Source organism: Streptosporangium sp. NPDC049078, from assembly GCF_040648855.1.
Taxonomy (GTDB): domain Bacteria; phylum Actinomycetota; class Actinomycetes; order Streptosporangiales; family Streptosporangiaceae; genus Streptosporangium.
This window is the reverse complement of the sequence record NZ_JBEZEL010000026.1, coordinates 45,988-71,422: the sequence shown is the minus strand read 5'-3', so window position 1 is coordinate 71,422 and position 25,435 is coordinate 45,988. Positions and strand designations below refer to the sequence as shown.

General features: G+C 69.5%; 24 protein-coding genes, 1 tRNA gene and 1 riboswitch. Of the genes, 12 read left to right on the top strand and 13 right to left on the bottom strand.

Annotation, left to right across the window (positions count from 1 at the left end):
* Positions 1-122 precede the first annotated feature (122 nt).
* Positions 123-998 (top strand): rhomboid family intramembrane serine protease, encoded by an 876-nt coding sequence (locus AB0B90_RS35375; RefSeq protein WP_350942002.1) that lies wholly within the window; start codon positions 123-125, stop codon positions 996-998.
* Positions 999-1,048: 50 nt separating this feature from the next.
* On the opposite strand, the gene AB0B90_RS35370 is transcribed toward AB0B90_RS35375, so the two are convergent.
* Positions 1,049-1,294, bottom strand: a complete 246-nt coding sequence (locus AB0B90_RS35370) for a cell division protein CrgA (RefSeq protein WP_350942003.1) — start codon at positions 1,292-1,294, stop codon at positions 1,049-1,051.
* A gap of 211 nt (positions 1,295-1,505) precedes the next feature.
* Between AB0B90_RS35370 and AB0B90_RS35365 the strand changes: the two genes are divergently transcribed.
* The 3 genes from AB0B90_RS35365 to AB0B90_RS35355 all read left to right on the top strand — a co-directional run bounded on the left by AB0B90_RS35365 (position 1,506) and on the right by AB0B90_RS35355 (position 3,094).
* Entirely contained in the window at positions 1,506-2,156 is a 651-nt protein-coding gene (locus tag AB0B90_RS35365; RefSeq protein WP_350942004.1) for a class E sortase, read from the top strand.
* Between the two features lie 26 nt (positions 2,157-2,182).
* Positions 2,183-2,341 carry a hypothetical protein gene (locus tag AB0B90_RS35360; protein ID WP_350942005.1) on the top strand — a complete coding sequence of 53 codons (159 nt, stop codon included), beginning with the start codon at positions 2,183-2,185 and terminating at the stop codon, positions 2,339-2,341.
* Positions 2,342-2,521: 180 nt separating this feature from the next.
* Positions 2,522-3,094 carry a gamma-glutamyl-gamma-aminobutyrate hydrolase family protein gene (locus AB0B90_RS35355; RefSeq protein WP_362926451.1) on the top strand — a complete coding sequence of 191 codons (573 nt, stop codon included), beginning with the start codon at positions 2,522-2,524 and terminating at the stop codon, positions 3,092-3,094.
* Positions 3,095-3,344: 250 nt separating this feature from the next.
* Here AB0B90_RS35355 and pknB read toward each other — a convergent pair whose 3' ends face one another.
* The 7 genes from pknB to AB0B90_RS35320 all read right to left on the bottom strand — a co-directional run bounded on the left by pknB (position 3,345) and on the right by AB0B90_RS35320 (position 12,174).
* Complete coding sequence (gene pknB, locus AB0B90_RS35350) at positions 3,345-5,219, bottom strand: Stk1 family PASTA domain-containing Ser/Thr kinase (protein WP_362926450.1); 1,875 nt, start codon at positions 5,217-5,219, stop codon at positions 3,345-3,347.
* Between the two features lie 82 nt (positions 5,220-5,301).
* Positions 5,302-6,807: a protein kinase gene (locus AB0B90_RS35345; protein WP_362926449.1), complete on the bottom strand. Its 1,506-nt coding sequence runs from the start codon at positions 6,805-6,807 to the stop codon at positions 5,302-5,304.
* Positions 6,804-8,261 carry a penicillin-binding protein 2 gene (locus tag AB0B90_RS35340; protein WP_350942011.1) on the bottom strand — a complete coding sequence of 486 codons (1,458 nt, stop codon included), beginning with the start codon at positions 8,259-8,261 and terminating at the stop codon, positions 6,804-6,806. Before AB0B90_RS35340 ends, AB0B90_RS35345 begins: the two co-directional genes overlap by 4 nt.
* Positions 8,258-9,637, bottom strand: a complete 1,380-nt coding sequence (locus tag AB0B90_RS35335; RefSeq protein ID WP_350942012.1) for an FtsW/RodA/SpoVE family cell cycle protein — start codon at positions 9,635-9,637, stop codon at positions 8,258-8,260. Before AB0B90_RS35335 ends, AB0B90_RS35340 begins: the two co-directional genes overlap by 4 nt.
* 4 nt (positions 9,638-9,641) lie before the next feature.
* A complete protein-coding gene (locus tag AB0B90_RS35330) occupies positions 9,642-10,952 on the bottom strand; it encodes a PP2C family serine/threonine-protein phosphatase (protein ID WP_350942013.1) in 1,311 nt (436 codons plus the stop codon).
* Positions 10,949-11,416: an FHA domain-containing protein gene (locus tag AB0B90_RS35325; protein WP_350942014.1), complete on the bottom strand. Its 468-nt coding sequence runs from the start codon at positions 11,414-11,416 to the stop codon at positions 10,949-10,951. Before AB0B90_RS35325 ends, AB0B90_RS35330 begins: the two co-directional genes overlap by 4 nt.
* 17 nt (positions 11,417-11,433) lie before the next feature.
* Positions 11,434-12,174, bottom strand: a complete 741-nt coding sequence (locus tag AB0B90_RS35320; protein WP_350942016.1) for a DUF3662 and FHA domain-containing protein — start codon at positions 12,172-12,174, stop codon at positions 11,434-11,436.
* A 158-nt stretch (positions 12,175-12,332) separates the two neighbouring features.
* Here AB0B90_RS35320 and AB0B90_RS35315 point away from each other — a divergent pair.
* Positions 12,333-12,415 (top strand) — tRNA-Leu (locus AB0B90_RS35315).
* 391 nt (positions 12,416-12,806) lie between these two features.
* On the opposite strand, the gene AB0B90_RS35310 is transcribed toward AB0B90_RS35315, so the two are convergent.
* Both AB0B90_RS35310 and AB0B90_RS35305 read right to left on the bottom strand, forming a co-directional pair.
* Complete coding sequence (locus AB0B90_RS35310; RefSeq protein ID WP_350942017.1) at positions 12,807-13,841, bottom strand: hemolysin family protein; 1,035 nt, start codon at positions 13,839-13,841, stop codon at positions 12,807-12,809.
* Entirely contained in the window at positions 13,838-15,319 is a 1,482-nt protein-coding gene (locus AB0B90_RS35305; protein ID WP_350942018.1) for a hemolysin family protein, read from the bottom strand. The genes AB0B90_RS35310 and AB0B90_RS35305 overlap by 4 nt, the downstream gene beginning before the upstream one ends.
* 507 nt (positions 15,320-15,826) lie before the next feature.
* Here AB0B90_RS35305 and AB0B90_RS35300 point away from each other — a divergent pair.
* The 5 genes from AB0B90_RS35300 to AB0B90_RS35280 all read left to right on the top strand — a co-directional run bounded on the left by AB0B90_RS35300 (position 15,827) and on the right by AB0B90_RS35280 (position 20,654).
* Positions 15,827-16,915 (top strand): LCP family protein, encoded by a 1,089-nt coding sequence (locus tag AB0B90_RS35300; protein ID WP_350942019.1) that lies wholly within the window; start codon positions 15,827-15,829, stop codon positions 16,913-16,915.
* Between the two features lie 373 nt (positions 16,916-17,288).
* Entirely contained in the window at positions 17,289-17,903 is a 615-nt protein-coding gene (locus AB0B90_RS35295; protein ID WP_362926448.1) for a DM13 domain-containing protein, read from the top strand.
* Between the two features lie 15 nt (positions 17,904-17,918).
* Positions 17,919-18,524 (top strand): TenA family protein, encoded by a 606-nt coding sequence (locus AB0B90_RS35290; protein WP_362926447.1) that lies wholly within the window; start codon positions 17,919-17,921, stop codon positions 18,522-18,524.
* Between the two features lie 236 nt (positions 18,525-18,760).
* Complete coding sequence (locus AB0B90_RS35285; protein ID WP_350942023.1) at positions 18,761-19,084, top strand: rhodanese-like domain-containing protein; 324 nt, start codon at positions 18,761-18,763, stop codon at positions 19,082-19,084.
* Between the two features lie 63 nt (positions 19,085-19,147).
* Positions 19,148-19,286, top strand: a riboswitch (TPP riboswitch).
* Positions 19,278-20,654, top strand: a complete 1,377-nt coding sequence (locus AB0B90_RS35280; RefSeq protein ID WP_350942025.1) for a cytosine permease — start codon at positions 19,278-19,280, stop codon at positions 20,652-20,654. It overlaps the preceding riboswitch by 9 nt.
* A gap of 107 nt (positions 20,655-20,761) precedes the next feature.
* Here the strand turns inward: AB0B90_RS35280 and AB0B90_RS35275 are convergent, their stop codons facing one another.
* Positions 20,762-21,346 (bottom strand): methylated-DNA--[protein]-cysteine S-methyltransferase, encoded by a 585-nt coding sequence (locus AB0B90_RS35275; protein WP_362902111.1) that lies wholly within the window; start codon positions 21,344-21,346, stop codon positions 20,762-20,764.
* Positions 21,347-21,471: 125 nt separating this feature from the next.
* Between AB0B90_RS35275 and AB0B90_RS35270 the strand changes: the two genes are divergently transcribed.
* Entirely contained in the window at positions 21,472-23,343 is a 1,872-nt protein-coding gene (locus tag AB0B90_RS35270) for a PAS domain S-box protein (protein WP_350942028.1), read from the top strand.
* 157 nt (positions 23,344-23,500) lie between these two features.
* On the top strand, positions 23,501-23,950 hold the full coding sequence (locus AB0B90_RS35265; protein WP_350942029.1) for an ATP-binding protein: 450 nt from the start codon (positions 23,501-23,503) through the stop codon (positions 23,948-23,950).
* A gap of 118 nt (positions 23,951-24,068) precedes the next feature.
* On the opposite strand, the gene AB0B90_RS35260 is transcribed toward AB0B90_RS35265, so the two are convergent.
* Both AB0B90_RS35260 and yidC read right to left on the bottom strand, forming a co-directional pair.
* Complete coding sequence (locus tag AB0B90_RS35260; RefSeq protein WP_350942030.1) at positions 24,069-24,281, bottom strand: hypothetical protein; 213 nt, start codon at positions 24,279-24,281, stop codon at positions 24,069-24,071.
* A 339-nt stretch (positions 24,282-24,620) separates the two neighbouring features.
* Positions 24,621-25,316: a membrane protein insertase YidC gene (gene yidC / locus AB0B90_RS35255; RefSeq protein ID WP_362926446.1), complete on the bottom strand. Its 696-nt coding sequence runs from the start codon at positions 25,314-25,316 to the stop codon at positions 24,621-24,623.
* Positions 25,317-25,435 lie beyond the last annotated feature (119 nt).

Genomic DNA, 25,435 nt, shown 5'->3' with positions numbered 1-25,435 from the left:
ACCTCGACCTGGGCTTCGCCCGGTGCGGCTCAGTCGCCGTTCACGGGTGCACAGGCGCTCGGGATCGTGAATAGGCTGGCAGTCTGTGGATAACAGCACGCTCGAAGGGGCCAGCCACACACATGACCACCCAGCCGTCCAACGAGCCCAACACCGTTGTCCCCACCTGCTACCGGCACCCGGAACGTGAGACCTACGTTCGCTGCCAGCGCTGCGAACGTCCTATCTGCCCCGACTGCATGCGCGACGCCTCGGTGGGCTTCCAGTGCCCCGAGTGCGTGAACGAGGGCAACAGGGGCATGCGGCAGGCGCAGGCGGTCTTCGGCGGCCGGGCGGTCACCACCCCCCGGGTCACCTGGACGCTGCTGATCGTCAACATCCTGGCGTACGCCGTCGAGACCGTGAACACCAACTGGGTGCTCGCGAACTTCACGATGAACGCCTACGAGGTCGGTTATCAGGGCGAGTGGTGGCGCCTCATCACCGGTGCGTTCCTGCACCAGCCGCTGGGTGGCTCAAGCTGGGCACTGACCCACATCCTGTTCAACATGTGGGCGCTCTACGTCATCGGTCCCGAGTTGGAGCGGCGCCTCGGGTCGGCCAGGTTCCTGACGCTGTATCTTCTCTCCGCGCTCGGCGGATCCGTCGCGATCTACCTGTTCGGCATCGCCGCGGTCGGCGCCTCGGGCGCGATCTACGGCATGTTCGGCGCGCTGTTCGTGCTCGCGAGGAGGCTCGGCTACAACGCCCAGGGCGTGCTCTGGCTGATCGGCGTGAACGCCGTGATCACCTTCGTGATCCCCGGCATCAGCTGGCAGGGGCATCTCGGCGGTCTGATCGTCGGCACCCTGGTCGCCGTGATCTTCGCCTTCGCCCCCGCCAAAAACCGCAGCGCGATCCAGTGGGGAGGTTGCGCGGTGATGCTGGTCGTCCTGGTCGCGATGGTGTTGGGTCTGCCACCGTTCGCCGTCCAGGCCGAGCTCGGGATCTTCGGTTGATCTCCACACCCTGATGCTTCCCCAGGGTGTGGACAATCCCTGTGGAAAAGCTAGCGCCACCGAGTGGACAGGACCACCCCGAAGATGATGAACGCGAACCCGACCAGCAGATTCCAGTTCTGGAGGTCGCGGAGGAGGGGCGCGGTGGGCGCCACATAGTAGGCGGCGATCCACAGGATGCCGACGATCCAGCAGGTCACCATGACCGGCGCCAGCCAGCGTGGGCTCACCTTGATCTGCTGTGACGTCTGCGGCGGGGTGTAGACCGGCTTCTTACGAGTCTTGGGCTTGGGCACTGGGGTTCTTCTCCTGCGTCAACCCTGCGCGATCCGGATCGTGCGCAGGCCGTGTCGGTGAGCGTGGTCGCTAGCGTGTGAAGTTCCGTGTAAGGATAGTCGGCGCAGGTGGGCCGTGGCGATTCCACAGGGCACCATCCTGTGGCAAATGTTATGCCGGGCCCGTGATCCGGCTCACCGCGGCGGCCTTTCCCGTCACTACCCTGCCCCCATGAGAGCAGCGCTGAGGGCTCTGGGCGACCTCAGCCTCACCGCGGGGCTGGTCGTCCTTCTCTTCTGCGCCTACCTGCTGTGGGGCACCGGCTCCTACACAGCCGAGCAGCAGGCGCTGCTGCGTGAGGAACTCCTGGCGCAAGCCCCACCGGGCGGGAAGGCAGGGGGGCGGCGGGACAGGGCGGCCTGGCCGGTCCGGCTGGGCGGTGCGGTGGCGATGCTGACGATCCCCAGGCTCGGTGACGACTACCGGTACGCCATCGTGGAGGGCGTCGACCAGGATCGGCTGAGGATGGGCCCCGGGCACTACCCAGGAACCGCCATGCCAGGAAAAATCGGTAATTTCGTACTTTCGGGCCATCGGACCACCTACGCCGCTCCCTTCAACCGCATCGACGAGCTCCGCAGGGGCGATCTCATCCTGGTCGACACCCGCGAGACCCGCTACACCTACCGTGTCACCGGCAAGCGCGTCGTCGACCCCTCCGAGATCGGCGTGATCGCCCCGGTCCCCGACCAGCCGGGCCGCGAGCCGGACAGAGCGCTGATCACCCTGTCCACCTGCCACCCGGAGTACTCGGCCGCCCAGCGCCTCATCGTCTCCGGCGAGCTGGAAGGCCGTGAGAACCACCCGGTACGGCCCGGGTAACCAAGATCGGAAAGAAGGCGGGTCTCATGTACGGCTGGATCTGGCGGATGCTTCCCGGCAACCTCGTGACCAGGGTGTTCGCCACCCTGGTGCTGGTCGGGCTGGTCGCCGTCGTACTCTGGTATGTCGTGTTTCCCTGGATCGAACCTCGCATCTCCCTCGACCTGACCACCGTGGGCCGATGAACCGCGTCCTACCGGCCGTCGCGGGCCGACGAACCGGCGCGGCCCGCCGAACCGGCGTGGACCGTTGAACAGGACCTTCCTCACCGCCCAGGGCCCGACGAACCGGTGTGGGCCGTTGAACGGGACCCTCCTGACCGCCCAGGGCCCGACGAACCGCGTCGCCTCGATCGTCGTGGGCCGATGAGCCGGGTCCTCGTCGTCGACAACCACGACAGCTTCGTCCACACCATCGTTCAGTATCTCCGCGAACTCGGTGCCACCTGCGACGTGCGCCCGCGCGACCGGGTCACGGTCGAGGACACCCGTGGCTTCGACGGGGTCCTGATCAGCCCCGGCCCCGGCACCCCGGAGGACGCCGGGGTGAGCGTCCCGCTCGTCGGCCACTGCGAGGCCCACGGCATCCCGCTCCTCGGCGTCTGCCTGGGACACCAGGCCATCGCCGTCGCCCACGGGGCGACCGTGGCGCGGGCCCCCGAACTGGTGCACGGCCGCACCAGCGCGATCGAGCACGACGGGCAGGGTGTCTTCGCCGGCCTGCCGTCCCCGGTGACCATGACGCGCTACCACTCGCTGGCGGTCCTGCCAGAGACGGTTCCCGAGGTCCTCACGGTCACCGCGACCACCGAGGACGGTGTGATCATGGGCTTGCGCCACCGTACCGCCCCCGTCGAGGGCGTGCAGTTCCACCCCGAGTCGGTGATCTCGGAACACGGTCGTCAACTGCTCGGAAACTGGCTGGAAAGATTGTTGTAACGCGGGACCCATCCTGGACGATTGACCAGTGAGAGCCCTTCCGCCATCGCCCCCGAGTGGCGGAAGGGCTCTTCCCCGTTTCAGGGCCCACCTGTTTTCCAGACCTCCCCGTCCCATGGCCCCCGCCTTCAGGACATTTCCCGCTCGCGTGCCTCTCAGCGGGAGACCGCGCCGAGTCGGAGGACGGGAGACGACGAAGGCCCCCGCGGTCGCGAGGGCCTCCATCGGATGATCCGGTCAGGTGCTCAGATCAGAACTCGTCACTGGGCGCCTCGTCGAAGATCGTGCCCTCGTCGGGATTCGTGGGCGTCTCATCCGGCTGCTCGTCGGGAACGGTCGGCTGCTCGTCGGGGAAGGTCGGCTGCTCGGTCGGCTGGGGCGGCGCCCCGCTCGACACGATCAGCGTGATGGTCGTCCCCGGCTGATACTTGCTGCCCGCCTCGGGAGACTGGCTCAGCACGGTGCCCTTGGGCAGGTCGCTCGGCTGCTCGGAGATCTTCGCCTTGAAGCCCGCCTCCTTGAGCGCTCTCGTGGCGTCCTCGACCGTGAGGTTCACCACGGACGGGACCTCCATCGCCTCCTTGGGGACGTAGATCCGGACGGTGCTGCCCTTGTTGGCCTTCTTGCCCGCCTCGGGCACGGTCTCGAAGACGATTCCCTGCTTGCGGCTGGAGGCCTTCGTCTGCACGCTGACCTTGAAACCGGCATCCCCAAGGACCTGCTTGGCCTCCTCCGTGGTCATGTTGAGCACGGAGGGCACCTCGACCTTCTCGACGCCCTTGGAGACCTTGAGCGTCACCTCGGTGCCCTTGTCGACCTCGGCGTCGGCCGCCGGATCGGTCTCGATCACCGACCCCTTCGGGATCTCCTCGTCGTACTCCTCGACCGTCTTCACCTTCAGTTCGAGCTCGGCCAGCTTCTTGGTCGCCGCCTCCTCGGTCTGCGAGACCAGCTGCGGGATCGTCACCTTGGCCGAGGCGGTGGGATCGCCGGGCGAGCTGAGGAACTTGACGCCGACGCCGATGAAGGCACCGATGATCAGCAGCGGGACGATGATCCACGCCGCGGTCTTGACCGCGGTGTTCCCGCCGCTCTGCTGCCGGCGTCGGCCGCCCCCGCCTCCGCCGGTGCGCCCGCCGCCGCCCTCCTCGCCGTACTCGTACGGGGGGACGGCGGTGGTGCGCTGGGTGGCGGGGCCGCCGGGGCCGGGCGGCTGCATCATCGTCCGGGTGGCCGAGCCGTACTCGTTGTTGGCGCTCAGGGCCATCGTCTGGGCGTCCGTCGGAATGCCGGACATCGCCCGCTGGATGTCGGCCCGCATCTCCCCGGCGCTCTGGTAGCGGTGCGCTGGGTCCTTCGCCATCGCCTTGAGCACGATGGCGTCGGCCCACGGCGGGATGTCGGGGTCGATCTGCGACGGCGGGATCGGGTCCTCGCGCACGTGCTGGTAGGCGATCGCGACCGGGGAGTCACCGGTGAACGGCGGCTGCCCGGTCAGCAGCTCGTACAGCACGCAGCCGGTGGAGTAGAGGTCGCTGCGGGCGTCGACCCGCTCGCCCCTCGCCTGCTCCGGTGAGAGGTACTGGGCGGTCCCGATCACCTGGGCGGTCTGCGTCATGGTCGCGGCCGAGTCGGCCATCGCGCGGGCGATGCCGAAGTCCATCACCTTCACGTCGCCGTTGCGAGTGATCATGATGTTCGCGGGCTTGATGTCGCGGTGGACGATGCCGCCGCGGTGGCTGTAGTCCAGCGCCCGCAGGATCCCGTCGACCAGCTCGGCGGCGCGCTCGGGCAGCAGCCGCCGGTCGGCCCGCAGCAGGTCGCGCAGCGTGCGGCCGTCGACGTACTCCATCACGATGTAGGGCACCGGCGCGCCCTCGGAGACGTCCTCGCCGGTGTCGTAGACCGCGACGATGGACGGGTGGTTCAGCGACGCGGCCGACTGCGCCTCCCGGCGGAAGCGCGCCTGGAAGATGTGATCCCTGGCCAGGTCCGCGCGGAGGGTCTTGATGGCGACGATCCGATCCAGCCGGATGTCTCGGGCGCGATAGACCTCGGCCATGCCGCCACGCCCGACGACGCCGTCAAGCTCGTAGCGATCGCCGAGGCGTCGGGGCTGAGTCATTTCCTGCACTGTCCCTTACCGTTCATCTTGGGTGCCGGTGAGCTCTTGGGCCACCGGTGTCCATCATCGACCCGTTCCCGCATCACGTCTCCTCGTTCGGTGGCTCTGTGTCACCGGGTTCAGGAGTCGGGCTCGGTGTGGGGCTCGGTGTCACCGTCGGGCTGGGTGTCGGGCTGGGCGTCGGGCTGGGGCTGGGCGGTGGCGACGTACTCGGCCTTACGGTGGGCGTGGCCGATGTGCTTACCGTAGCCGACGGCGTGACCGAAGGGCGGGCCGAGTTCGTCGGTGAGAGCGGCGGTCTGCTCGTCGGAGACCTGGTTTCCGTCGGTCTGGCCGTCGGAGACCTGGTGGCAGGGCTCGACCGTACGACCGGCTCTCCCGGCTCGTTGTCACCGGGCCGGCTCGTCAGCTCGTGGACCGCGAGGGCGCCCAGCCCGACCGCGGCGGCACACCCCGCGACCGCCGCGACGATCACCGTCTTCCTGCGCAGGCCGCGGCGCCCGCGCACCGGAGCGGTGCCCGCCCCGTTCGCGCCCGCCCCGTTCGTGCCGGCGCCGTGACCGGGCCCGGGACCGGAACCCCCGCCCGCGCCGAAACCCGCACCCGCACCCGCTCCGGCACCCGCACCCGCTCCGGCACCCGCACCCGCCCCGGGGCCGGAATCGGGCCGGGGAGGGACGGCGAGGGCGGAGGTGACCTCCTGAGGCCACTCGCTCGCGGGCTCCGCGCGCCAGCCCACCGGGTCGGTGAGCATGCCGAGACCGGTGGAACCGGTGGAGGTCAGCGCGTCGAGCAGCATGTCCGCCCGCTCCGACAGCTCCCTGGCACCGGCCGGGCGCCGCAGCGGGTCCTTGGCCAGGCACGCCATGACCAGCTCGCGAACCGCGGGAGGGACGCTCGACGGCAGTGGCGGCGGTGGCTCGCCGATGTGCATGAGGGCGATCGCCACCTGCGTGTCGGCGCGGAACGGCGGCCGACCGGCCAGGCACTCGTAGGCGACCACCCCGAGCGAGTAGATGTCGGTGGCGGCCGTGAGCGGCTCGCCCGACGCCTGCTCGGGGCTGACGTACTGCGCGGTGCCCATCAGGATGCCGGTCTGGGTGACCGGCACGGCCTCCAGCGCTCGCGCGATGCCGAAGTCTGTGATCTTTATCACGCCCGCCTCGGTCACCAGGAGGTTCCCGGGCTTGATGTCCCTGTGGATGATCCCCGCGCGGTGCGCGGCGTGCAGGCCCATCGCGGTCTGGCGGACCACGTCGAGGGTGATCTCCGGGCTCAGCGCGCCGTCGCGTGCCAGGATGCCGGCGAGGGACTGTCCCGGCACCAGCTCCATCACCAGGTAGGCGACGCCCTCACCCTCGCCGTAGTCGAAGACCTGCGCGATGCCGGGATCGGACAGCCCGGCCGCGATGCGCGCCTCGGAGCGGAACCGCAGGCGGAAGGCCGGATCCTCCGCCACGTGCGGACGCAGCAGCTTCACGGCGACCTCACGGCCGAGGAGTTCGTCCTCGGCCCGCCACACCTCACCCATGCCGCCCGACGCGATCCGCCCCAGCGGGCGGTATCGGCCCCCGAGCAACGCGGTCATCTACCCAGCACCGCTTCCATCACGCTCTTGGCGATCGGGGCGGCGGTCTGACCACCGGAGGCGTCGCTGCCGGCGCTCCCGGACTCGACGATCAGCGCGACGGCGACCTTGGGGTCCTCGGCGGGGGCGAAGGAGATGAACCACGCGTGCGGGTCACGGCCCCTCGCGGTCTCGGCGGTGCCGGTCTTGCCGCCGACCGTCACCCCCGGGATCTGCGCCGCGCTCGCCGTGCCCTTGTTGACGACGTTGACCATCATCTCCTGAAGCTTGCGCGCGCTGTCCTCGCTCATCGCGGTGTCCAGCTCGTCGGGGTCGGCGCTCTCGATCTCGCCGCCCTCGGCGTCCGCGATCTTGTCCACCAGGTACGGCTTCATGACCACGCCGTTGTTGGCGATGCCGGCGGCGATCATGGCCATCTGCAGCGGGGTCATCTGGTTGCTGCGCTGGCCGATCGAGGCCTGGGCGAGGGCCGCCTGGTCCTCCTCGGGGCCGATGCCGCTGCCCGCGACCGGCAGCGGGATCTCGATCGGGTCGCCGCCGATGCCGAACTTGAGCGCCTGCTCGCGCAGCGCGTCGTAGCCGAGCTCCATCGCGATCTTGCCGAACGGGGTGTTGCAGGACTTCTCCAGCGCGAACGAGAGCGTCACCACCCCGGCTCCGCACGCCGCACCGCCGTAGTTGGGCAGGTCGGCGGTGGTGCCGGGCAGATCGAGACGCTGCGGGGCGTCCACCTGGGTCTCCGGCCCCACCGTGTCGTCGCTCTCCAGGTATGCGGCGGTGGTGACCACCTTGAAGGTCGAGCCGGGCGGGTAGGTGCGCTCGATGGCCCGGTTGACCAGCGGTTTGTCCTCGTCCTTGTCCAGCTTGTTGTAGGCCTTGTTGACGTCTTCCTTGCTGGGCTTGGACAGCAGGTTTGGGTCGTAGGTGGGGATCGAGACCATGGCGAGGATCGCCCCGGTCTTCGGCTCGATCGCGACCAGCGCGCCCTTCTTGCCGCTCTCGCCCAGCGCCTTGTACGCGGCCTCCTGCGCCCTGGGGTTGATCGTCAGGTCGACGTTGGCGCCCTTGGTCTGCTTGGCGGTGAACAGGTCGATGCTGCGCCGGATCAGCAGGTCGGCGCTGCTCCCGTCGAGCAGGCTGTTCTCCGCCCGCTCCATGTCGCGCTCGCTCTCCGGCGCGAAGAAGCCGGTGATGGGCGCGTAGACCTTGCCCTCGGGATAGCGCCGCTGGAAGCGGAACTCGGAGTCGCCGGTGTCGATCGACTCGGCGAGGATCTTGTCGCCCGCGGTGATGCGACCGCGCTCGACCTCGTACCGTGCGAAGAAGTTGCGCGTGTTGCGCGAGTCGTCGCGCAAATCCTCCGCTCGTACGGCCTGCAGGTAGTTCACGTTGATCATGAGCAGGCCGAACATGAGCAGGCAGGCAAAGGCGGCGCGCTTGAGGGGACCGTTCATCGCTGGAACACCTGCGTCATTCCTTCGTCCTGGATGGCCTGGGGCGGAGGCTTCCTCGCCGTATCCGACATGCGTACCAGCAGCGCGATAAGGATCCAGTTAGCCAGCAGCGCCGATCCGCCCTGGGACATGAACGGGGTGACCAGGCCGGTCAGCGGGATCAGGTTGGTCACGCCGCCCACGATGATGAAGACCTGCCAGGCGAGGATGAACGACAGGCCGCCGGCCAGCAGCTTGGAGAACGGCTCACGGGCCGCGATCGAGGTGCGCAGACCGCGCTCGACCAGCAGGGCGTAGACCATCAGCAGGGCCATCAGCCCGGTGAGGCCGAGCTCCTCGCCGGCGGCGGTGAAGATGAAGTCGGAGAAGGCGAGCGGGATCAGGTTGGGATGTCCCTGGCCGAGCCCGGTGCCGAGAACGCCGCCCTGCCCCATCGCGAACAGGCCCTGCATGAGTTGGTAACTGCCACCGAAGGTGCGGTCGTACAGCTCCGGGTTCTCCGGGTCGAGGAAGACCTCGAAGCGGGCCGCGACATGGTCGAAGATGAGCCCCGCCAGGACCGCGCCGCCGACGAAGAGCAGGATGCCGATGAGCACCCACGAGGTGCGCTGGGTGGCGATGTAGAGCATCGCGATGAACGTGCCGAAGATCAGCAGCGAGGAGCCGAGGTCCTTCTGCAGGATCAGCACGCCCAGGCTGAGGCCCCAGGTGATGAGGACCGGTCCCAGGTCGCGGGCCCTGGGCAGGTCGATGAAGAGCAGCCGCCGCCCGGCCAGGGCGAGCACGTCGCGCTTGGCGACCAGATAGCCGGCGAAGAAGATGACCAGGGCGAGCTTGGTGAACTCCGCGGGCTGGAGGGTGAAACCGGCGATGCCGATCCAGATGCGCGCGCCGTTGATCTCCTGGCCGATGAACGGCAGCAGCGGTGAGATCAGCAGGGCGAGGCCGAGGGCGCCCATGGTGTAGGTCAGACGCTGCAGCGCGCGGTGGTCGCGCAGCACGATCAGCGTCACGGAGAACATGACGACCCCGACGCCGGTCCACAGCAGCTGGCCGGTGGCCGAGGCACCCGGCATGCCGGAGGCCTCAAGGCGGTAGATGACCACCAGCCCGATGCCGTTGACCAGCGTCACCAGCGGCAGGATCAGCGGATCGGCCCAGGGGGCGAACTTCGCCAGGACCAGGTAGGCGGCGAGCATGAGACCACCCAGGCCGAGGCCGTAGGTGAGCATTCCCGATGGGATCTGGTTGTCGAGGGCCAACCCCACGTTGGCGTACGCCAGCATCACGATGGCGACCGCGAATGCGAGCATCGCCAACTGGGCCACCCGCCGTTTGGCGGGAAGCGGGACCGGCTCGGCGCTAGGGGTGCTCATGTGTCTACTGTGACCTTGTGGGTTCGGGGGCCCTGGCGGGCGCGGAGGACGCGGAGGCGCTCGGGGTCGCGGTCGGCTCTTCCTTCCGATCGGCTTTGGCCGCGGACGACTTCAGCTCTTCGATCTTCTTCAGGCCCGCTTCGACGGTGGGAACGGGGATGCCGTCGCGGACCTGACCCTGCTGGAACGCTCCGAGGGAGGTGATCGATTCCGCGGTGCTCTGGGCCACGTCGAAGAGCTCGAAGGGGCCGAGGTTGGTCTTCACGCCCTGGAAGACCACGATCTCGTTGCCCTTGGCGCCCACGAAGTACTGGTCTTCCAGCCACTGGCCGCCGAAATACCAGCCCAGGCCGCCTCCGACGACGACGACGCCGCCCACCACGGCCAGGAGCGGCCACAGCCGGCGGCGTTTGGCCGGTCGGGCCGCGGCCCTGATGATCGGCTCGTCGATGTCGTCGTCGTCTGAGATGACGGGCTGCGGCATGGTGACCGCGCTGGCGCGACCCGCGGGGGTGTCCGGCAGCTCCGACCGCGGCATGCTGGAACCCGCGGCGCCGACCACGGCCGCGTCGGTGCGCGGTACGTGGCTCTCGTCCACCTCCAGCACGTCGGCGAGGACGCAGGTGATGTTGTCGGGGCCGCCGCCACGGTTGGCCAGGTCGATGAGGGTGCGGACCACCCCCTCCGGGTCTTCGATCGTGGAGAGCGTGTGGTGCAGTGTCTCGGCGCTCACCACCCCGGACAGGCCGTCGGAGCAGAGCAGGTAGCGGTCGCCGACCTGGGCCTCGCGCAGGGACAGGTCGGGGTCGACCTCACCGCTGCCGTCGAGCGCCCGCAGCAGGATCGACCGCTGTGGATGGGTGGCGGCCTCGTCCTGGGTGATGCGGCCGTCGTCCACCAGTGACTGCACGAGGGTGTGATCGTGCGTGATCTGGTAGAGCTCCCCGGCGCGCAGCAGGTAGGCGCGTGAGTCGCCGACGTGGACCAGGGCGACCCTCGTCCCCGACCAGAGCATGGCGGTGAGGGTGGTGCCCATGCCCTTGAGGCTGGGATCGCGCCCCACCATCTCGTGCAGCTTGCGGTTGGCGTCGCGTACCGCGGCCTCGATGGCGCTGAGCAGGTCACCCCCTTGGGCGTCCACGTCGAGCGAGGACATCGCGGCGATGGCGACCGAGCTGGCCACCTCGCCGTGTGCGTGGCCGCCCATGCCGTCCGCGACGGCGAGCAGGCGGCCGCTGGCGTAGGCGGAGTCCTCGTTGCCTTCGCGGAGGAGGCCGACGTCGGAGCGGGCGGCGTAACGGAGTGCGATGGTCATTTGCGCAATTCGATGACGGTCTTACCGATGCGGATCGGAACACCGAGCGGCACCGGAGTCGGACGGGTGACTTTGGAGCGGTCGAGATACGTGCCGTTGGTCGAGCCGAGATCTTCCACGATCCACTGACCGTCCTGGGGAAAGAGCCGGGCGTGCCGGCTGGAGGCGTAGTCGTCGCTGACTACCAGCGTCGCGTCGTTCGCCCGGCCGATGGTGATGGGCGTCTCCGAGAGGGTAATGGTGGTGCCTTGGAGGGGGCCACCGGTAACGATCATCTCCCGTGGCTCCCCCTTCCTGGATTTGGCCGCGGGCTTCACCGGCTTGGGGGCCTTGCGCGCGGGGACGGCGGCGGCCGTGCGTGATCCGAACAAGTCTGTCCGGATCACACCGACCGCGGCAATCACGAAGAACCACAGCACCGCGAGGAAGGCGAGCCGGATCAGCAGCAGCGTGAGCTCGGACATGGACCGTCTGTTTACCTTTAATCGCGCCGGAAAACCAGAGTCGTTCGCCCCAGCGTCACACGAGTGCCGTTCTGGAGCTCGACCCGGCGAACCGGCTGGCCGTTGACGAAGGTGCCGTTCGTGGAGCCGAGGTCGACGAGCGCGACCAGGGGGCCCTCCACTCGCAGCTCGGCGTGGTGCCGGGACACACCCGGGTCGACCAGCCGTAGATCGCAGTCGGTGCCCCTGCCGAGCAGGGTCACCGGTGTTGTCAGGTCGAAGGACCGCTGGCCCTGCGGGTCGTCCTGGGTGGAGACCAGCAGGCGGGGGCGGCCCCCGAAGGCGTGCGACCGTGCGGGGGGCACGTCGCTCACCGGGGTTCGGATCTCGTCCTGCTCGACCGTCGCCCCGCGGATCACGCCCGAACGGATGCGGAACAGGCCGACCGCGAGGTCGTCGGCCGTCTCGAAGCGGACCCTGACCGGTCCCACGAAGGAGTAGCCCTGTTCCTTGGCGTACTCCCTGGCGAGGTTGGCCAGCTCGTGGCTGATGCTGTCGGAGTAAACCTCCAACCGCTCGCTGTCGGTCGTGGACAGTTCGACCACGAAGTCGTTGGGCACGAGAGTGCGGCCCTGGGCGACGATCGCCGCCCGCTCGTCCATTTCCCGTTGGACCGCACTGGCGACCTCTACCGGCTGAAGGTCAGATTTGAACGCCCGCGCAAAGGCCCCCTCGACCAAGCCTTCGAGCCTCCGCTCGAAACGCTGAAGGACTCCCATCGGGTACCTCCCCTCCTCCGTCTATCTGGTCACGGCCGCTTGGGGGCTCGTTCCTCGCTCTCTCGCACCCAGCTGCTCCGCTTCCGCATCTAGGAGGATCGTATCCGGGTTCATGGGTACCGGCTGATTCGTGCTAATGTTTCGACCGCACCCAACAAGGGCGGGTGGCGGAACGGCAGACGCGCACGGTTCAGGTCCGTGTGTCCGAAAGGACGTGAGGGTTCAAATCCCTCCTCGCCCACAAGATCACTACCCCGGTCATGCGAGCATCGCGACCGGGGTCTTGTCGTTTTCCGGGAAACCGCGTATTCATCTGAGCCGTCCGTAAGGTCTCGTGCCGGACCGAGTGGATCATCGATCAAGATAGTCGCTCGCTCCGTTATAGAGAAGTCTCAGGGGTTACGCATGGGTCTTGTGGTTTTTGGCCCACTACGGCATGCCTCACCCTTCTACCCTGCCGTGCTTGCTGATCACTTTCGGATGACTTGCAGGGGTTCGCCGGTGTCCGGATTACGCTGACAGAGAACACGGGCCGGGGAAAGAATCTTTCCCCGGCCCGCGCCGTCTCCCGCCCACTCCGAGACCGATCCCGACGGTCCCCGCCGACCGGCGGGTCGCGAGTCGGCGAGCCGCTAGCGGGTCGCGAGCACCCGCACGTCCAGGACCTCGCCGAGCAGGTCCGTGAGGCTCACCATGCCGACCACCTCGCCGCCGTTCTCCGTGACCAGGCCCAGGTGCGCGTGGGCGTCCTGGAGCGTGGAGACCGCGTCGGGGATCGTGGTGGCCTTGTCCAGGCGGGGCACCGGGCGGGCGAGCTCGGCGGGGCTCGCCTCCGGCCGGACGAGGATGTCCCTGACGTGCACCACGCCCAGGACGTCGCCCGGCCTGCCGGAGGTGACCAGCATGCGCAGGTGCCCGTCGCGTGCGGCGACCTGGCGCATCTGCTCGCTCGTCGCGTCGTCGGGCACCGAGGTGGTCTTCTCCAGCGGCAGCATCAGTCGCTCCACCGGCTGCTGGTGAACCCGCAGGGCCCGGGTGAGCAGGTCGTGCTCATCGCGGTCGAGCAGGCCCATCCGGCCCGACTCGCCGACCAGCATCGCCAGCTGGACCGGGGTCCTGGTGGTGGCCAGCTCGTCCTTGGGATCCACCCCGAACAGCCTCAGGATCCCGTTCGTCAGGCCGTTGAGCGTTGCGAGCACCGGCCTCATGAGCCAGGTGAAGCCGCGGAACGGCATGGCCAGCCCCATCGCCGCGGTCTCCGGGTGGGTGAGCGCCCACGACTTGGGGGCCATCTCGCCGATCACCATGTGCAGGAAGGTGACGAACGCCAGCGCGATCACGAGCGAGACCGCGACCCGCAGCGACTCGGGCAGGCCGACCGCGCCGAAGACCGGCTCCAGCAGGTGCTCGATGGCCGGCTCCGTCACCATGCCGAGGCCGAGCGAGCACAGCGTGATGCCCAGCTGGGCTCCGGCCAGCATCAGGGAGAGCTCCCTGCTGCCGCGCACGGCGGCGCGGGCGGCGAGCCGGGTGAACCGGCCGCCCTTGCCCGCCATCTCCTCCAGGCGGTGCCTGCGGGCCGAGATCACCGCGAACTCGGCGGCGACGAAGAAGGCGTTGCCGATCAGCAGGGCCACGCCGAGCAGGAGGGCGGAGACGGTGCTCATCGCCGCCTCACCCCGCTCCGCTCGATCATGGGCGGCTCGGGGCCACGCTGGATCATCCGCGGCGCGTTCATCTCCGGCTCTTCCTCATCCCCGGTCTTCCCGGGTCTCGTCTCCGTGTCCTGGTCGCCATCGGTCTCCCGTGGCGCGTTGAGCGACAGCCGAACCCACTCGGGGACCCTGCGGTGCACGGAGAGCACCGTGAGCACTGCCTCCTCCTCGTCGACGTCGTCGCTCTCCAGCGGATCGTGCCGCGGCGTCAGCGTGACGGTCGCCTCGTCACCGGGTTCGGTCATCCGGCCGAGGGTGGCGAGCACCAGGCCCGCGACGGTGTCGTAGTCGTCGCTCTCGGGGAGCTGCAGCCCGATGGCCCGTTCGATCTCGTCCAGCCGGAGCGTGCCCGGGAGGTCCCAGGTGCCCTCCTCGCCCACGACGACCCCCGCGGGCTCCGGGTCGTTCTCGTCGATGAGCTCGCCGAAGAGCTCCTCGGCGAGGTCCTCGATGGTGACCACGCCGGCCAGGCCGCCGTACTCGTCGATGACGCACGCCAGGTCGTCGCGGGCGGCGCGCATGCGCTCCAGGACGAGAGGCAGCGGTGACGAGGTGGGCACCAGGAGCGCGGGACGGGTGATCTTCTCCAGCCTGCCGTCGGTCAGCCCCGACTTGAGCAGCTCGCGTACGCCGGTGACGCCGACCACGTCGTCGCCGTTCTGGTCGCAGAGCACCGGGTAGCGGGAGTGACCGTGCCTGCGGACCGCGTCGACCAGGTCGGAGATCGGCCGGTCGTCCCTGAGCAGCACCAGGCGGGGGCGCGGCACCATCACGTCCTCCGCGGTGCGGTCACCGAACTCCAAAGCCCGCTCCAGCAGCTCCGACAGCCTTGGCGGCAGGTCACCCGCCGTGGCGGACTCGGAGATGATCCGCGACAGCTCCTCGGGGCTCGCGCCGTGCTCGATCTCCTCCACCGGCTCCACGCCGACCCGGCGCAGCAGGCCGGTGGCGGCGGAGTCGAAAAGCCGGACGACCGGTCCGGCGATCCGCAGGTAGATCAACGTCGAGCGGGCGAGGAACTTCGCCACGGGCTCGGGACGGGCGATGCCCAGGTTCTTGGGGGCCAGCTCGCCGAAGACCATCTGGATCACCGTGGCGATCGTGACGGCGAGCGCCACGGCGATGCCGGGCACGGCCCCCGACGGCACTCCCGCGTTCTCCAGCCAGGGACGGACGACCGTGGCGATGGCGGGTTCGGAGAGGAAGCCGACGAGCAGGGCGGTCACGGTGATGCCGAGCTGCGCGCCCGACAGCATGAACGACAGCCGCTTCGTCACCTCCAGCGCCCGTGCCGCGGCCGCGTCGCCGGAGTCGGCCTGCTCGCGCAGCACACCCCGGTCCGCCGCGACGAAGGCGAACTCCTGTGCGACGAAGTAACCGGTGGCGAAGGTCAGGAGGAGGATGGCCAGAAGGCCCAAAGCCGTGTTCACCGGGCGACTCTCCCGGTTGGTTCAGTGGTGCCCGTGCGTTCGCACGGGCAGATACTCCACGGGTCCGGAGTGGACACGATCATCCTTTCGAGCAGAGGTAGTCCTCTACCGTAACGATCCGGGTGGGGGTCAATGTTTCCGGATCGGCCGACGATCGCATTGTCGGTCGCTAACCACCTGTCTGAGTACTTTTACATAGGGAAACCTTGGCCGTCTCGCGGCAGGTTCCTGAGCCACGACGTAGCGTCGATAATGACGTTTTCACCATGAGATCGAGAAGTGGCGGGACAAGACGTGGCTGACAGGCCCGAAGACGACGATCGCACCCGCGCGTTGCGATCGCCCACGCCGGGGCCCGTGCCGTCGAGAGCGGCCGGGCAGCCCGCCTACCCCGCGCCTGGCGGCCCGGGGGCGCCCGTCCGGGGGGCGTCGGCCTCCTCACGGGAGACGCCCGTCCGACAGGAGGCGTCCGCGCGCGAGGTGCCGCCCTCCCGGGGAGGCGGGCGAGTGTACGGCAAGGCCAGATCGGGTTCCGGCCCGGTCAGGCCGCTGAACGCCCCCTCGGCCCAGCCGGGGGGCTCGGGCGGAGGCTCCGGCGGCCAGGGCGGCGGGTTCGCGTCGCGCATGCCCGCCTGGCGGCCGAAGCGCCCCGGCAGGCTCGCCGTGCGGATCCTCGCCGGACTGGTCGTCGTGCTGCTCATCCTGGTCGTCGTCGGGTATTTCACGGTCAACTCGCGGCTGACCCGGGTCGAGGCGCTCACCGACTACGAGGGCCGTCCCGCCGACACTCCCGGCACCAACTGGCTGCTGGTCGGCTCCGACAGCCGCGAGGGCCTGACCGCGGCCCAGCGCAAGAAGCTCGCCACGGGCAAGGCGGTGGGTCGCAGGACCGACACGATGATGCTGCTGCACATCCCCGAGGGCGACGACCGCCCGACCCTGGTCAGCCTCCCGCGTGACTCGTACGTGCCGATCGACGGCCACGGCAGCAACAAGCTCAACGCCGCCTACGCCTTCAAGGGCGGCCAGCAGTTGCTTCCCAAGACCGTGGAGCAGGTCACCGGGCTGCGCATCGACCACTACATGGAGATCGGCTTCGGCGGTTTCGTGGGGATCGTGGACGCCATCGGCGGGGTCGAGATCAACGTCAAGCAGGCGATCAAGGATCCCAAGGCGGGGATCAACCTGAAGAAGGGCCTGCAGACCATGGACGGCGGGACGGCCCTCGGCTACGTCCGCACCCGCGCCACCGGCGCGATCCCCGACCTCGACAGGACCCAGCGCCAGCGCCAGTTCTTCTCCGCGGTGGTGAAGAAGGCGGCGAGCCCCGGCGTCCTGATCAACCCCTTCACCTCCGTCCCGCTCGCGCTGAGCGCGGCCGACTCGGTGACCGTCGGCGAGGAGACCGGCGCGTTCGACCTGCTCTCCCTCGGCCTCGCCATGGGCGGCGACCCGATCACCACGGTCGTTCCCATCGGCTCACTGCCCACCATCGACGGCCAGGCCGTCGTCAAGTGGGACCGGGAGAAGGCCCTGCGCATGTTCGAGGCCCTCGCCCAGGACAAGCCCGTCCCCAAGGACGCCCTCGGCAAGTGACCTTCTCCCCGGCCTTCCGACTCCCCGGCCTTCCGAGGGCCTCGGCCCAGCTCGTTTTCGATCTTCGCGACCCGCTCGTCCCGTACCGGACAACGGCGCCGGAGGCCGAACGGAGGCGACCGGGCCGCGTCCTTCGGAGACCGGGGAGTCCCGTCGTGTCACGCGGGAGCGGGGTGAGGCGTCGAGGGGCGGCGGGGTCGAGGCGGTCGGCGCCGTCGTGTCACGCGGGAGCGGGGCGAGGACTTCGCGGTCGTAAGCAGTCCGTAATCGATCGAGGGCGGCGCCGCGGATAGCGTCGGCGTCGAGGCCGGAGGGACATCTCGGCTTTCTCCTCGTGGCCGGAAGCCGCGGGACCCGACGCCGGAGGTATCCCATGAGAGTCAAGAGGTTGCTCCGACACCCCGTCACCTGGGGCGTCCTGGCGTTGGGCGCCGTCGCGCTCGGTGTCGCGCTGTACCTGTTCCAGCCGTGGCGCCTGTTCACCGTCGTCGAGGTGAACGAGGCGCTGCCCGTGGCGACCGCGCCACCCGGAGCCGAGGCCGCCCCGCAGGGCGAGCCTTCCGAGCCCTCGACGTCTTCCGCGTCCTCGGAGTCCTCGGAGCCCTCGGCGCCCTCCGAATCCCCTGCGCCCGCTCGGGAGCCGAAGACCCTGTCCAAGGGCACGTTCATCTCCCACGAGCACAAGACCGAGGGCAGGGCGAGGGTGCTGGAGCTGCCCGACGGGAGCCGGGTCCTGCGGATCGAGGACCTGAACACCTCCGATGGGCCTGACCTGCGGGTCTGGCTCAGTGACCAGCCCGTCAAGGAGGGCACCGCGGGATGGTTCAACCTGGACGACGGCAAGCACCTCGAACTCGGCGACCTGAAGGGAAACAGGGGCAACGCCAACTACGCCATTCCCGCCGGAGCCGACCTCGACAGCCTGAAGTCCGTCACCATCTGGTGCAAGCGCTTCAGCGTCTCCTTCGGCGCCGCCTCCCTGACCTGACACAATCTCCGACCCATGAGGGTTTCTGAGGAACTGCACGCGATCGGCCGCCCGCTCGTCGAGGCGCAGCTCGCCCACCCGACGGTGGTGGGCATCGCACGGGGAGACCTGCCGGAGCCGGTGTTCCGGTCGTGGCTGGAGCAGGACTACCTGTTCCTGCTCGACTACGTCCGTGTCTTCTCGCGGCTCGCCTGGCAGGCTCCGGACGGGCATCTGGGCGACCTGGTGGACCTGGCGCACGCCACCTTCCACGAGGAGCTGAGCCTGCACCGGTCGCTGTCGGCCGAGTTCGACGCCGACCTCGGCGGCGCGAGGAAGGGGCCGGCCTGCGCGGCGTACACCTCCTTCCTGCTCGACTCCGCGGCCGTCTACGCCGACGGTCTGGCCGCGCTCTACCCCTGCATGTGGGGCTACTCCACGCTCGGCCGCGTCCTGGCGGAGAACCCGCCCACCGAGCCCCGCTACCGCGCCTGGGTGGACACCTACGCGCACCCCGCCTTCGCCGAGCTGACCGAGCGCATCGCGGTGATGATCGACGAGGCGGCGCCGGACCCCGGCAGGGCGGGGAGGCTGTTCGCCGAGGGGATGGCTCACGAACTCGCCTTCTGGGACGTGCCCTGACAGCGGGACGTGGGTGAACGTCTCCGGCGGCCGGGTCCCTCCGCCGGATCATCCGTTCTCCGTGAGGCGCTCCCGGCCGCCCTCGGCGAACGGCTTCCCCGCCCTGCCGGAGACGGATGATCAGGCAGGCCGGATGTCCCTAATTAGCCTGCTATCAGGGGAAATTGAAGGTCCGGATGAGGGCATCCGAGCGGCTTCGTGCCCCATCCGGTGGGGGACGTTGGAACAATGAGCGCATGAGTGTTCCTGAAGTTGAGGTGCAGGCCGTGCCGGAAGACGCGTTCCTGCTCGACGTACGCGAGAACGACGAGTGGCGTGCCGGGCACGCGCCCGGTGCCGTCCACATCCCCCTGGGCGAGCTGCAGGCGCGGGTCGACGAGGTGCCCAAGGACACACCCGTCTACGTGGTCTGCCGGGTCGGCGGCCGTTCCGCGAACGCCGCCGCCTGGCTCAACCACGTCGGCTGGGACGCGATCAACGTCGGCGGCGGCATGCGGTCCTGGGACGGCGCGGGACGCCCGATGGTCGCCGAGAGCGGCCAGGACCCCTTCGTCGCCTGAGCCGTACGCACCGGGCGAGGGGGAGCCCTTGCTAGGAAAGGAATGAATGGCATAATCGGGGCGAATGTCTACCGCGGGAGCTCGGGCGTAACCGGGCTGAGAGGGCGGAATCACGCAGAGGGTCTCGAACCCTCCGACGCGCCGCCGACCGCATGAACCTGTCCGGGTAATGCCGGCGTAGGGAGTGTGCGTGATGACGTCTGCCGCCGTTGATTCCACCAAGGGCCCCGGCGATCCCGGGGACTCAGGGGCGGTCGAGGCGCCCCTCACGCTCGGCGAGGCTCCTCCCAAGGCCCTCGGCGTGCTCGACCAGGGCGCGCTCTGGGCCAACCTGGGAGTCAGCCTGCTCGGGTTCTCCGGTGCGATCGCCCTGATCAACCCGCTCGGGGACCGGCCGCTGAGCTTCGTGGCCGCGATCCTGGCCGCCGTCGTGGGCAGCGTCATCGGTACCGCGATGGTCGGCCTGGCCGCGATTCCCGGGCAGCGGACCGGCGCTCCGGCGATGGTCCTGCTGCGCGGCCTCTTCGGGGCCAGGCTCTCCTACCTGCCGACCGTGCTGAACATCATCCAGATGCTGGGCTGGGGGGCCTTCGAGCTGTGGGTGATCGCCCAGGGCGCCCAGGCCATCGCCGGGTCCTTCGGTGTCGAGGTGCCCTACGCGGTCTGGGTGGTCGTCGCGGGGGTGATCACCACCGCGCTCACCATCCGGCCGCTGGGAGCGGTCCGCCTGCTCCGCAGGTACGTCACCGCCGGTGTGGTGATCTCGATGATCTGGTTCACGATCGCGCTCTTCCAGCGGGGACCGGCGATCGGCGGCGGATCCTGGGAGGCGTTCGCCCCCGCGGTCGACTACGTGATCGCGCTGTCGGTCTCGTGGGTGCCGGTCGCGGCGGACTTCGCCCGCTTCTCCCGCTCCGGCAGGGCCGCGTTCACCGGGGTCGTCGGCGGCTACACGATCGCCCAGGTGGCCTGCCTCGTCCTCGGCATCGCGGCGCTCGCACTGGTCGGCAACGACCCGAACCAGGTCTGGGACCCCTTCGTCGCCGCGGCGCTCGGCCCGCTGTTCTTCGGCATCCTGGTGCTGCGCGAGACCGACCAGTCGTTCGTGAACGTCTACTCCACCGCGATGTCGCTGCAGAACCTGCTGCCCAGGCTGGACCGCCGGATCATCTCCGTCGCCATCGGCGTGCTGGTCACCCTGCTCGCGATCTTCGTCAACGCCGAGACCTACACCGGCTTCCTCGGCCTCATCGGAGCGGTCTTCGTGCCGATGTTCGCGGTGCTCGCCGCGGACTACTTCCTGCTCGGCGGCGCCGATCGCTGGGACACCTCGGAGACCGCGCCCTCGCGCCCGCTCATGGTGGTCGCGTGGGTGCTGGGCTTCGTGACGTGGTGGATGCTCGCCGCACTGCCGACCGCTCCGGAGGTCGCGTGGTGGACCTCGTTCTGGAACGGCGTCCGCGACGCGCTCGGCTTCGTCCCGCAGCCGTGGATGAGCGCGTCCGTCGGCGCGTTCCTCGTCGCGGGCCTCGCCACCCTGGCCCTCGGCGCGCTCCGGCGCCGCTCCTGACCGTGCCGCCCGTACGGTTTCCGGTCGGTGGCGTACGAGGGCGTACGGCTTCCTGTCGCACGGGAGCGTACGCCTTCGGCCGGGCGGGGAGGGACGGGCGAGGCGGTCTACGCGCCGCCGGGCGCGCGGGCCGTGGCGGTGGACTCGATGCGCAGCAGGCGTTCCTTGGCGGCGGACCCTCCGGCGTACCCGCCCAGAACGGCCTCGCTCTCGACGACCCGGTGGCACGGCACGATGACGCACACCGGGTTGCTGCCCAGCGCGTTGCCGACCGCGCGCAGCGCCCGCGGCCTGCCGATCCGCTCGGCGATCTCGCGGTAGGTCGTCACCGTCCCGTACGGCACCGCGAGCATCATCTGCAGGACGGTCCTGGAGAACTGGGTCGCCAGGCGCAGGTCGACCGGTGTGGTGAAGGCGCGGAGCCTGGCGGAGAAGTAGGCGTCCAGCTCCCGGCGGACGGGATCGAGCCGCCGGGCGTCCGGCCCGATGAACGTGCCGACCTCCCTGCTGATCCGTTCGAAGACGACGTTCTCGTCCTCGTAGCTGCAGGCCACCACACCCCTGCCCGTCACCGCGAGGGTGAGACGCCCCAGCGGGCCGTCGAGCGTGCCGAACGCGATGTCGGGATGGCTCGTGCCGACGTAGTCGGGCGAGGTCACCCGTAGCAATGCATCGATGTCGCCGGATGACATGGCCCCACCCTTTCGTATCCAGGTGTGTGGTGACCGCAGAGTATCGGACGGATCGCCCGGCCAGTGGCAACACGTGCGGGACGAAAGTGCCAAGATCAGACCGGTTGAGACGGCACTATGGGTCTGTGGTGGACTACAGGGCCGACAGTGACGGCGGTATCGGCCGTGAGGTCGTCGCCGCTGCGCCCAACGCGATCGTCGCCATCGATCGCGAGCAGACGGTGCTCGCCTGGAATCCCGCCGCCGAGCGCCTTTTCGGCTGGTCGGCGAAGGAGATCGTCGGGCGCCGGGCGCCGGTGGTCCCCGAGGAGCTGACGGCCGAGCACAACGCGGTCCTGGAGAAGGTCCGCACCGGCGGTGAGGTCTCGCTGAGGACCAAGCGGTTTCGCCGCGACGGCAGCCTGATCGACGTACGGGTCGACACCGGCGCGCTGTCCTCGCCGGACGGCGCCCTCCTCGGCTACGTCAGCGTCTACCACCTGGCCCAGGACGACGAGACCGCGAACGAGCGCAGCGTCCGCAGGGCACAGCTCGTCCGCAGGCTCACCGACGTGGTCGCCGACATCAACGCCGAGCTGGAGCTGCCCGCCGTGCTCGACCGGATCGCGGCGAGCCTCGCCGACCTGACCGGGGCCGACGCGGGCGGGTTCGTGCTGATCGAGGGCGACAAACTCAGGCTCGTGGCCTGCCACAACCTTCCCGACTCGATGCGCGACTCCACCGCCGACCTTCGCACCAGCCTGGTCGGCAAGCTGCTGCGCGAGGGCAGGACCGTCCTGCTGGAGACCGGCGACCAGAGTCGCCTGGACGAGCTGATCTGGTCGCGGCTGCCCGGCCTGCACACCATCGCGCTCGGCCTCGCCGCCATGGGCGGGCGGCCGTACGGCGCGCTGTACGCGCTGTTCGCCAAGCGCAAGGTGAGCCACCTGGAGCTGGAACTGCTGGAGCTCCTCGCCGGTCACGCGGGCATCGCCGTGGGCAACGCGATGGCCTACCAGGAGGCCGTACGCCAGCGCGCCCACGAACGGGCGGTGTTCGACGCCAGCGCCGACGGCATCGCGGTCCTCGACGGCGCGGGCAGGGTCGTCCGGTGGAACCCGGCCGCGAGCGAGCTGACCGGTTTCCACGCCACCGAGGTGATCGGCGGGCCGCCGCCGTTCGAGCTGCCGAGGCCCGGGGACAAGCTCGGCATCCAGCTGCCCTCGGGCACCTGGCTGGACGTGCTCTGCGCGGAGATCGTGGAGACGGGCGAGATCGTGGTCGACTTCCGCGACGTCACCCGCGCGAAGGAGCTGGAGGAGGCCAAGGACCTCTTCCTCGCCACCACCAGCCACGAGCTGCGCACGCCGATCACCGTGGTCCGAGGCTTCGCCAGCACGCTCGACAGCCGCTGGGACGGCATGACCGACGTCGAGCGCCGTGCCGCCGTGCACACCATCGCCGAGCGGGCCCGCTCTCTCGGTCAGCTCATGGACCACCTGTTGCTGGGCTCGCGCGCCGGGGCCGGCGAGCTCGTGCTCAGGATCGAGAGCTTCGACCTGGCCGAACTGGTCGGGCGTGCCACGCTGGGTCTGCCGATCCTGTCGGACCTGCACCGCATCGAGGTCGCCGTCCCCGACGACCTGCCCCCGGTGTCCGGTGACGCGCTGGCCACCGACATCCTGCTGGCCCAGTTGCTGGAGAACGCCTTCAAGTACTCACCGGACGGTGGCCTGATCAGGGTCGAGGCATGGGTGGACGGCGACCGGGTGGTGCTGGTCGTGGACGACGAGGGCGTGGGAATCGCCCCCGCCATCCGGGAGCGCGTCTTCGAACGTTTCGTCCAGGCGGACAGCGGTGACCGCCGCAGATTCGGCGGGGTCGGCCTCGGCCTCTACATCGTGCGGAGCCTCGCGCGGGCCCAGGGAGGGGAGGTCACGGCGCATCCGCGCCCCTCGGGCGGCACCCGGATGAGGTTGGCTCTTCGTATTGCCGACACGCCGAGCGCTCTTACCTGATCGACACGCCGAGGCGGCAACGAGCCGGTAACGGATGTGCTGATCTATTGTCGAATGTGCACAAGCTGTAATTGGTGTGCGGTTTCCAAGACTATCTAACGGGGCATTTCGGTCGTACTGGGGTGAGTTCCTCAGGGGGGAACAGGCATACGGGGAGGTGAGTGCGTCGAGCGTCGTTCTGTTGCCGTATGCACCGTCCAGCGTCGCTGTCGCACGCCAACGCCTCTGCTCTGACCTGCAGGAACGGGGTGTGTACGAGTCCGCCATCGATGACGCGGTGCTCGTGGTCAGCGAGCTGCTGAGCAATGCGCTGCGTCACGCTCACCCCCTGCCATCAGGGCAGATCAGGGTGTCATGGCGCTGGACCGAGGAGCATGTCGAGGTCGCTGTGAGTGACGGTGGCGCCGCCACCGAACCGCGGGCGGGACGCCCGGCGCTCTCCTCCCTGGGAGGGCGAGGACTCGGAATCGTCGAATATCTGGCCTCCACCTGGGGCGTCAGGCACGAAGGAGAGATCACCACGGTGTGGGCGTTGGTCGCGGCGGTCGACACGGTAGGTAACGGCCGTGTTTCCACCCCCGAACCCGCCCTCAGGGAATGCGGGTAACGCTCCCGACGGTGTCCCGCCCCACCTCACACGTCATGAGGCAGGGCGGGATCCCGATCTCCGCGTGCTCACCCGGGGCCCGCCGGGCGGCGTTGTTCGGTGGGCGGCTACGCGGGCTCTACGCGTAGAGGAACCACTTGTCGTACTGGGGGACGCAGCTGTACGAGGTCCACCAGCCGCTCTGGATGCCGAGGTTTCCGACCCGGTGGCAGTCCCAGTCGTAGTAGTAGACGTTTCTGAGGGTGGCGGCCTGTGCGGGGGCCGCGCCGACGGACAGTGTCAGGCCGGTGGCCAGCACGGCCGAGGCGAGCAGGGTCAGGGTCTTGCGCATCATTCCTCCTGGGGCATGGACGAAATGCGGTTCCGCGAAGACGTGCGATCACTCCGTCGGGCCGGACGGCACCGGAAGTATCACACCGGCACTCGCCAGGAAACAGATCACCGTCCCCGTCCCGGTCCGCGGAGCGGGCCTGACCTCGTGACACCGGTGAGGAGACGTGCGGCGAACGTGAAACGTTCACGGCGGTTTTTCGCGGGTGCCGAGCCGGTGTGACGGCGGTTCTTTCGTGGGCGTCGAACCTGTGTCGCGGTGCTTCTTTCGTGGGTGTCCGAAGCGGTGTGACGGCGCTCCCTCGCCGGTGCCGAGTTCGGTGGATCCGGGGACGGGCCCTCACGCCCCGGCGAGCGCCGGGCGGTGCAGCACCGCCTTCTCACCGGCCGTCCAGGCCGTCGAGACGAGGAGGTAGATCCCCGCCGCCAGCGGCAGCACCATGGCGACCAGAACCGTCCCGTACGGCAGCAGGGGCAGCATCCGGCGCAGCGCCGCGGGCTGGAGGTCCTCGCTCATCGTGCGCCGCATCCGGCGGGAGGTGACCCACGCCACGGCGACGAGCAGCAGGAAGAGTCCGGCGAACACCATGGTCGGACCGCTGATCAGCCCGAATCCGGCCACCGTGCCCGCGAACTGCTGCCCGAGCGGCACCCCGAGGAGCCCGTGAGTCAGGAGCGTGTTGGCCTGCCCGGCGATCGTCGAGGAGACGAACACCTGGTACGTCACCATGAGGAACGGCATTTGTGCCACGGACGGCAGGCACCCGGCCAGCGGCGAGGTCTTCTCCCTGGCGTAGAGGGCGGCCATCTCCCGCTGGAGCCGCTCGGGGTCGCGGCCGTACCGCTTCCGGAGTTTCCCGAGCTCCGGCGCGAGGCGGGTCCTGACCCGCTCGCCCCTCGCCTGCATGACACCGAGCGGAAGCAGCATGAGCCGGACGAGGAGGGTGAAAACGACGATCGCGAGCGGGGCCGAACCCAACGGCTCGGCGAGCACGGCGATGAGACCGGCGGTGAACGAGATGACGGGGTCGAACATGGAAGGGCCCTTCCGAGCGGAGTGAAGACGGCGCAGAAGGCACCCGCGAACCGCGAGGATCTTTTCGGGACGCGTGCGCGGCGCGCGAAGGCCGGGTGTCCCGGAGACATGCCGATCAC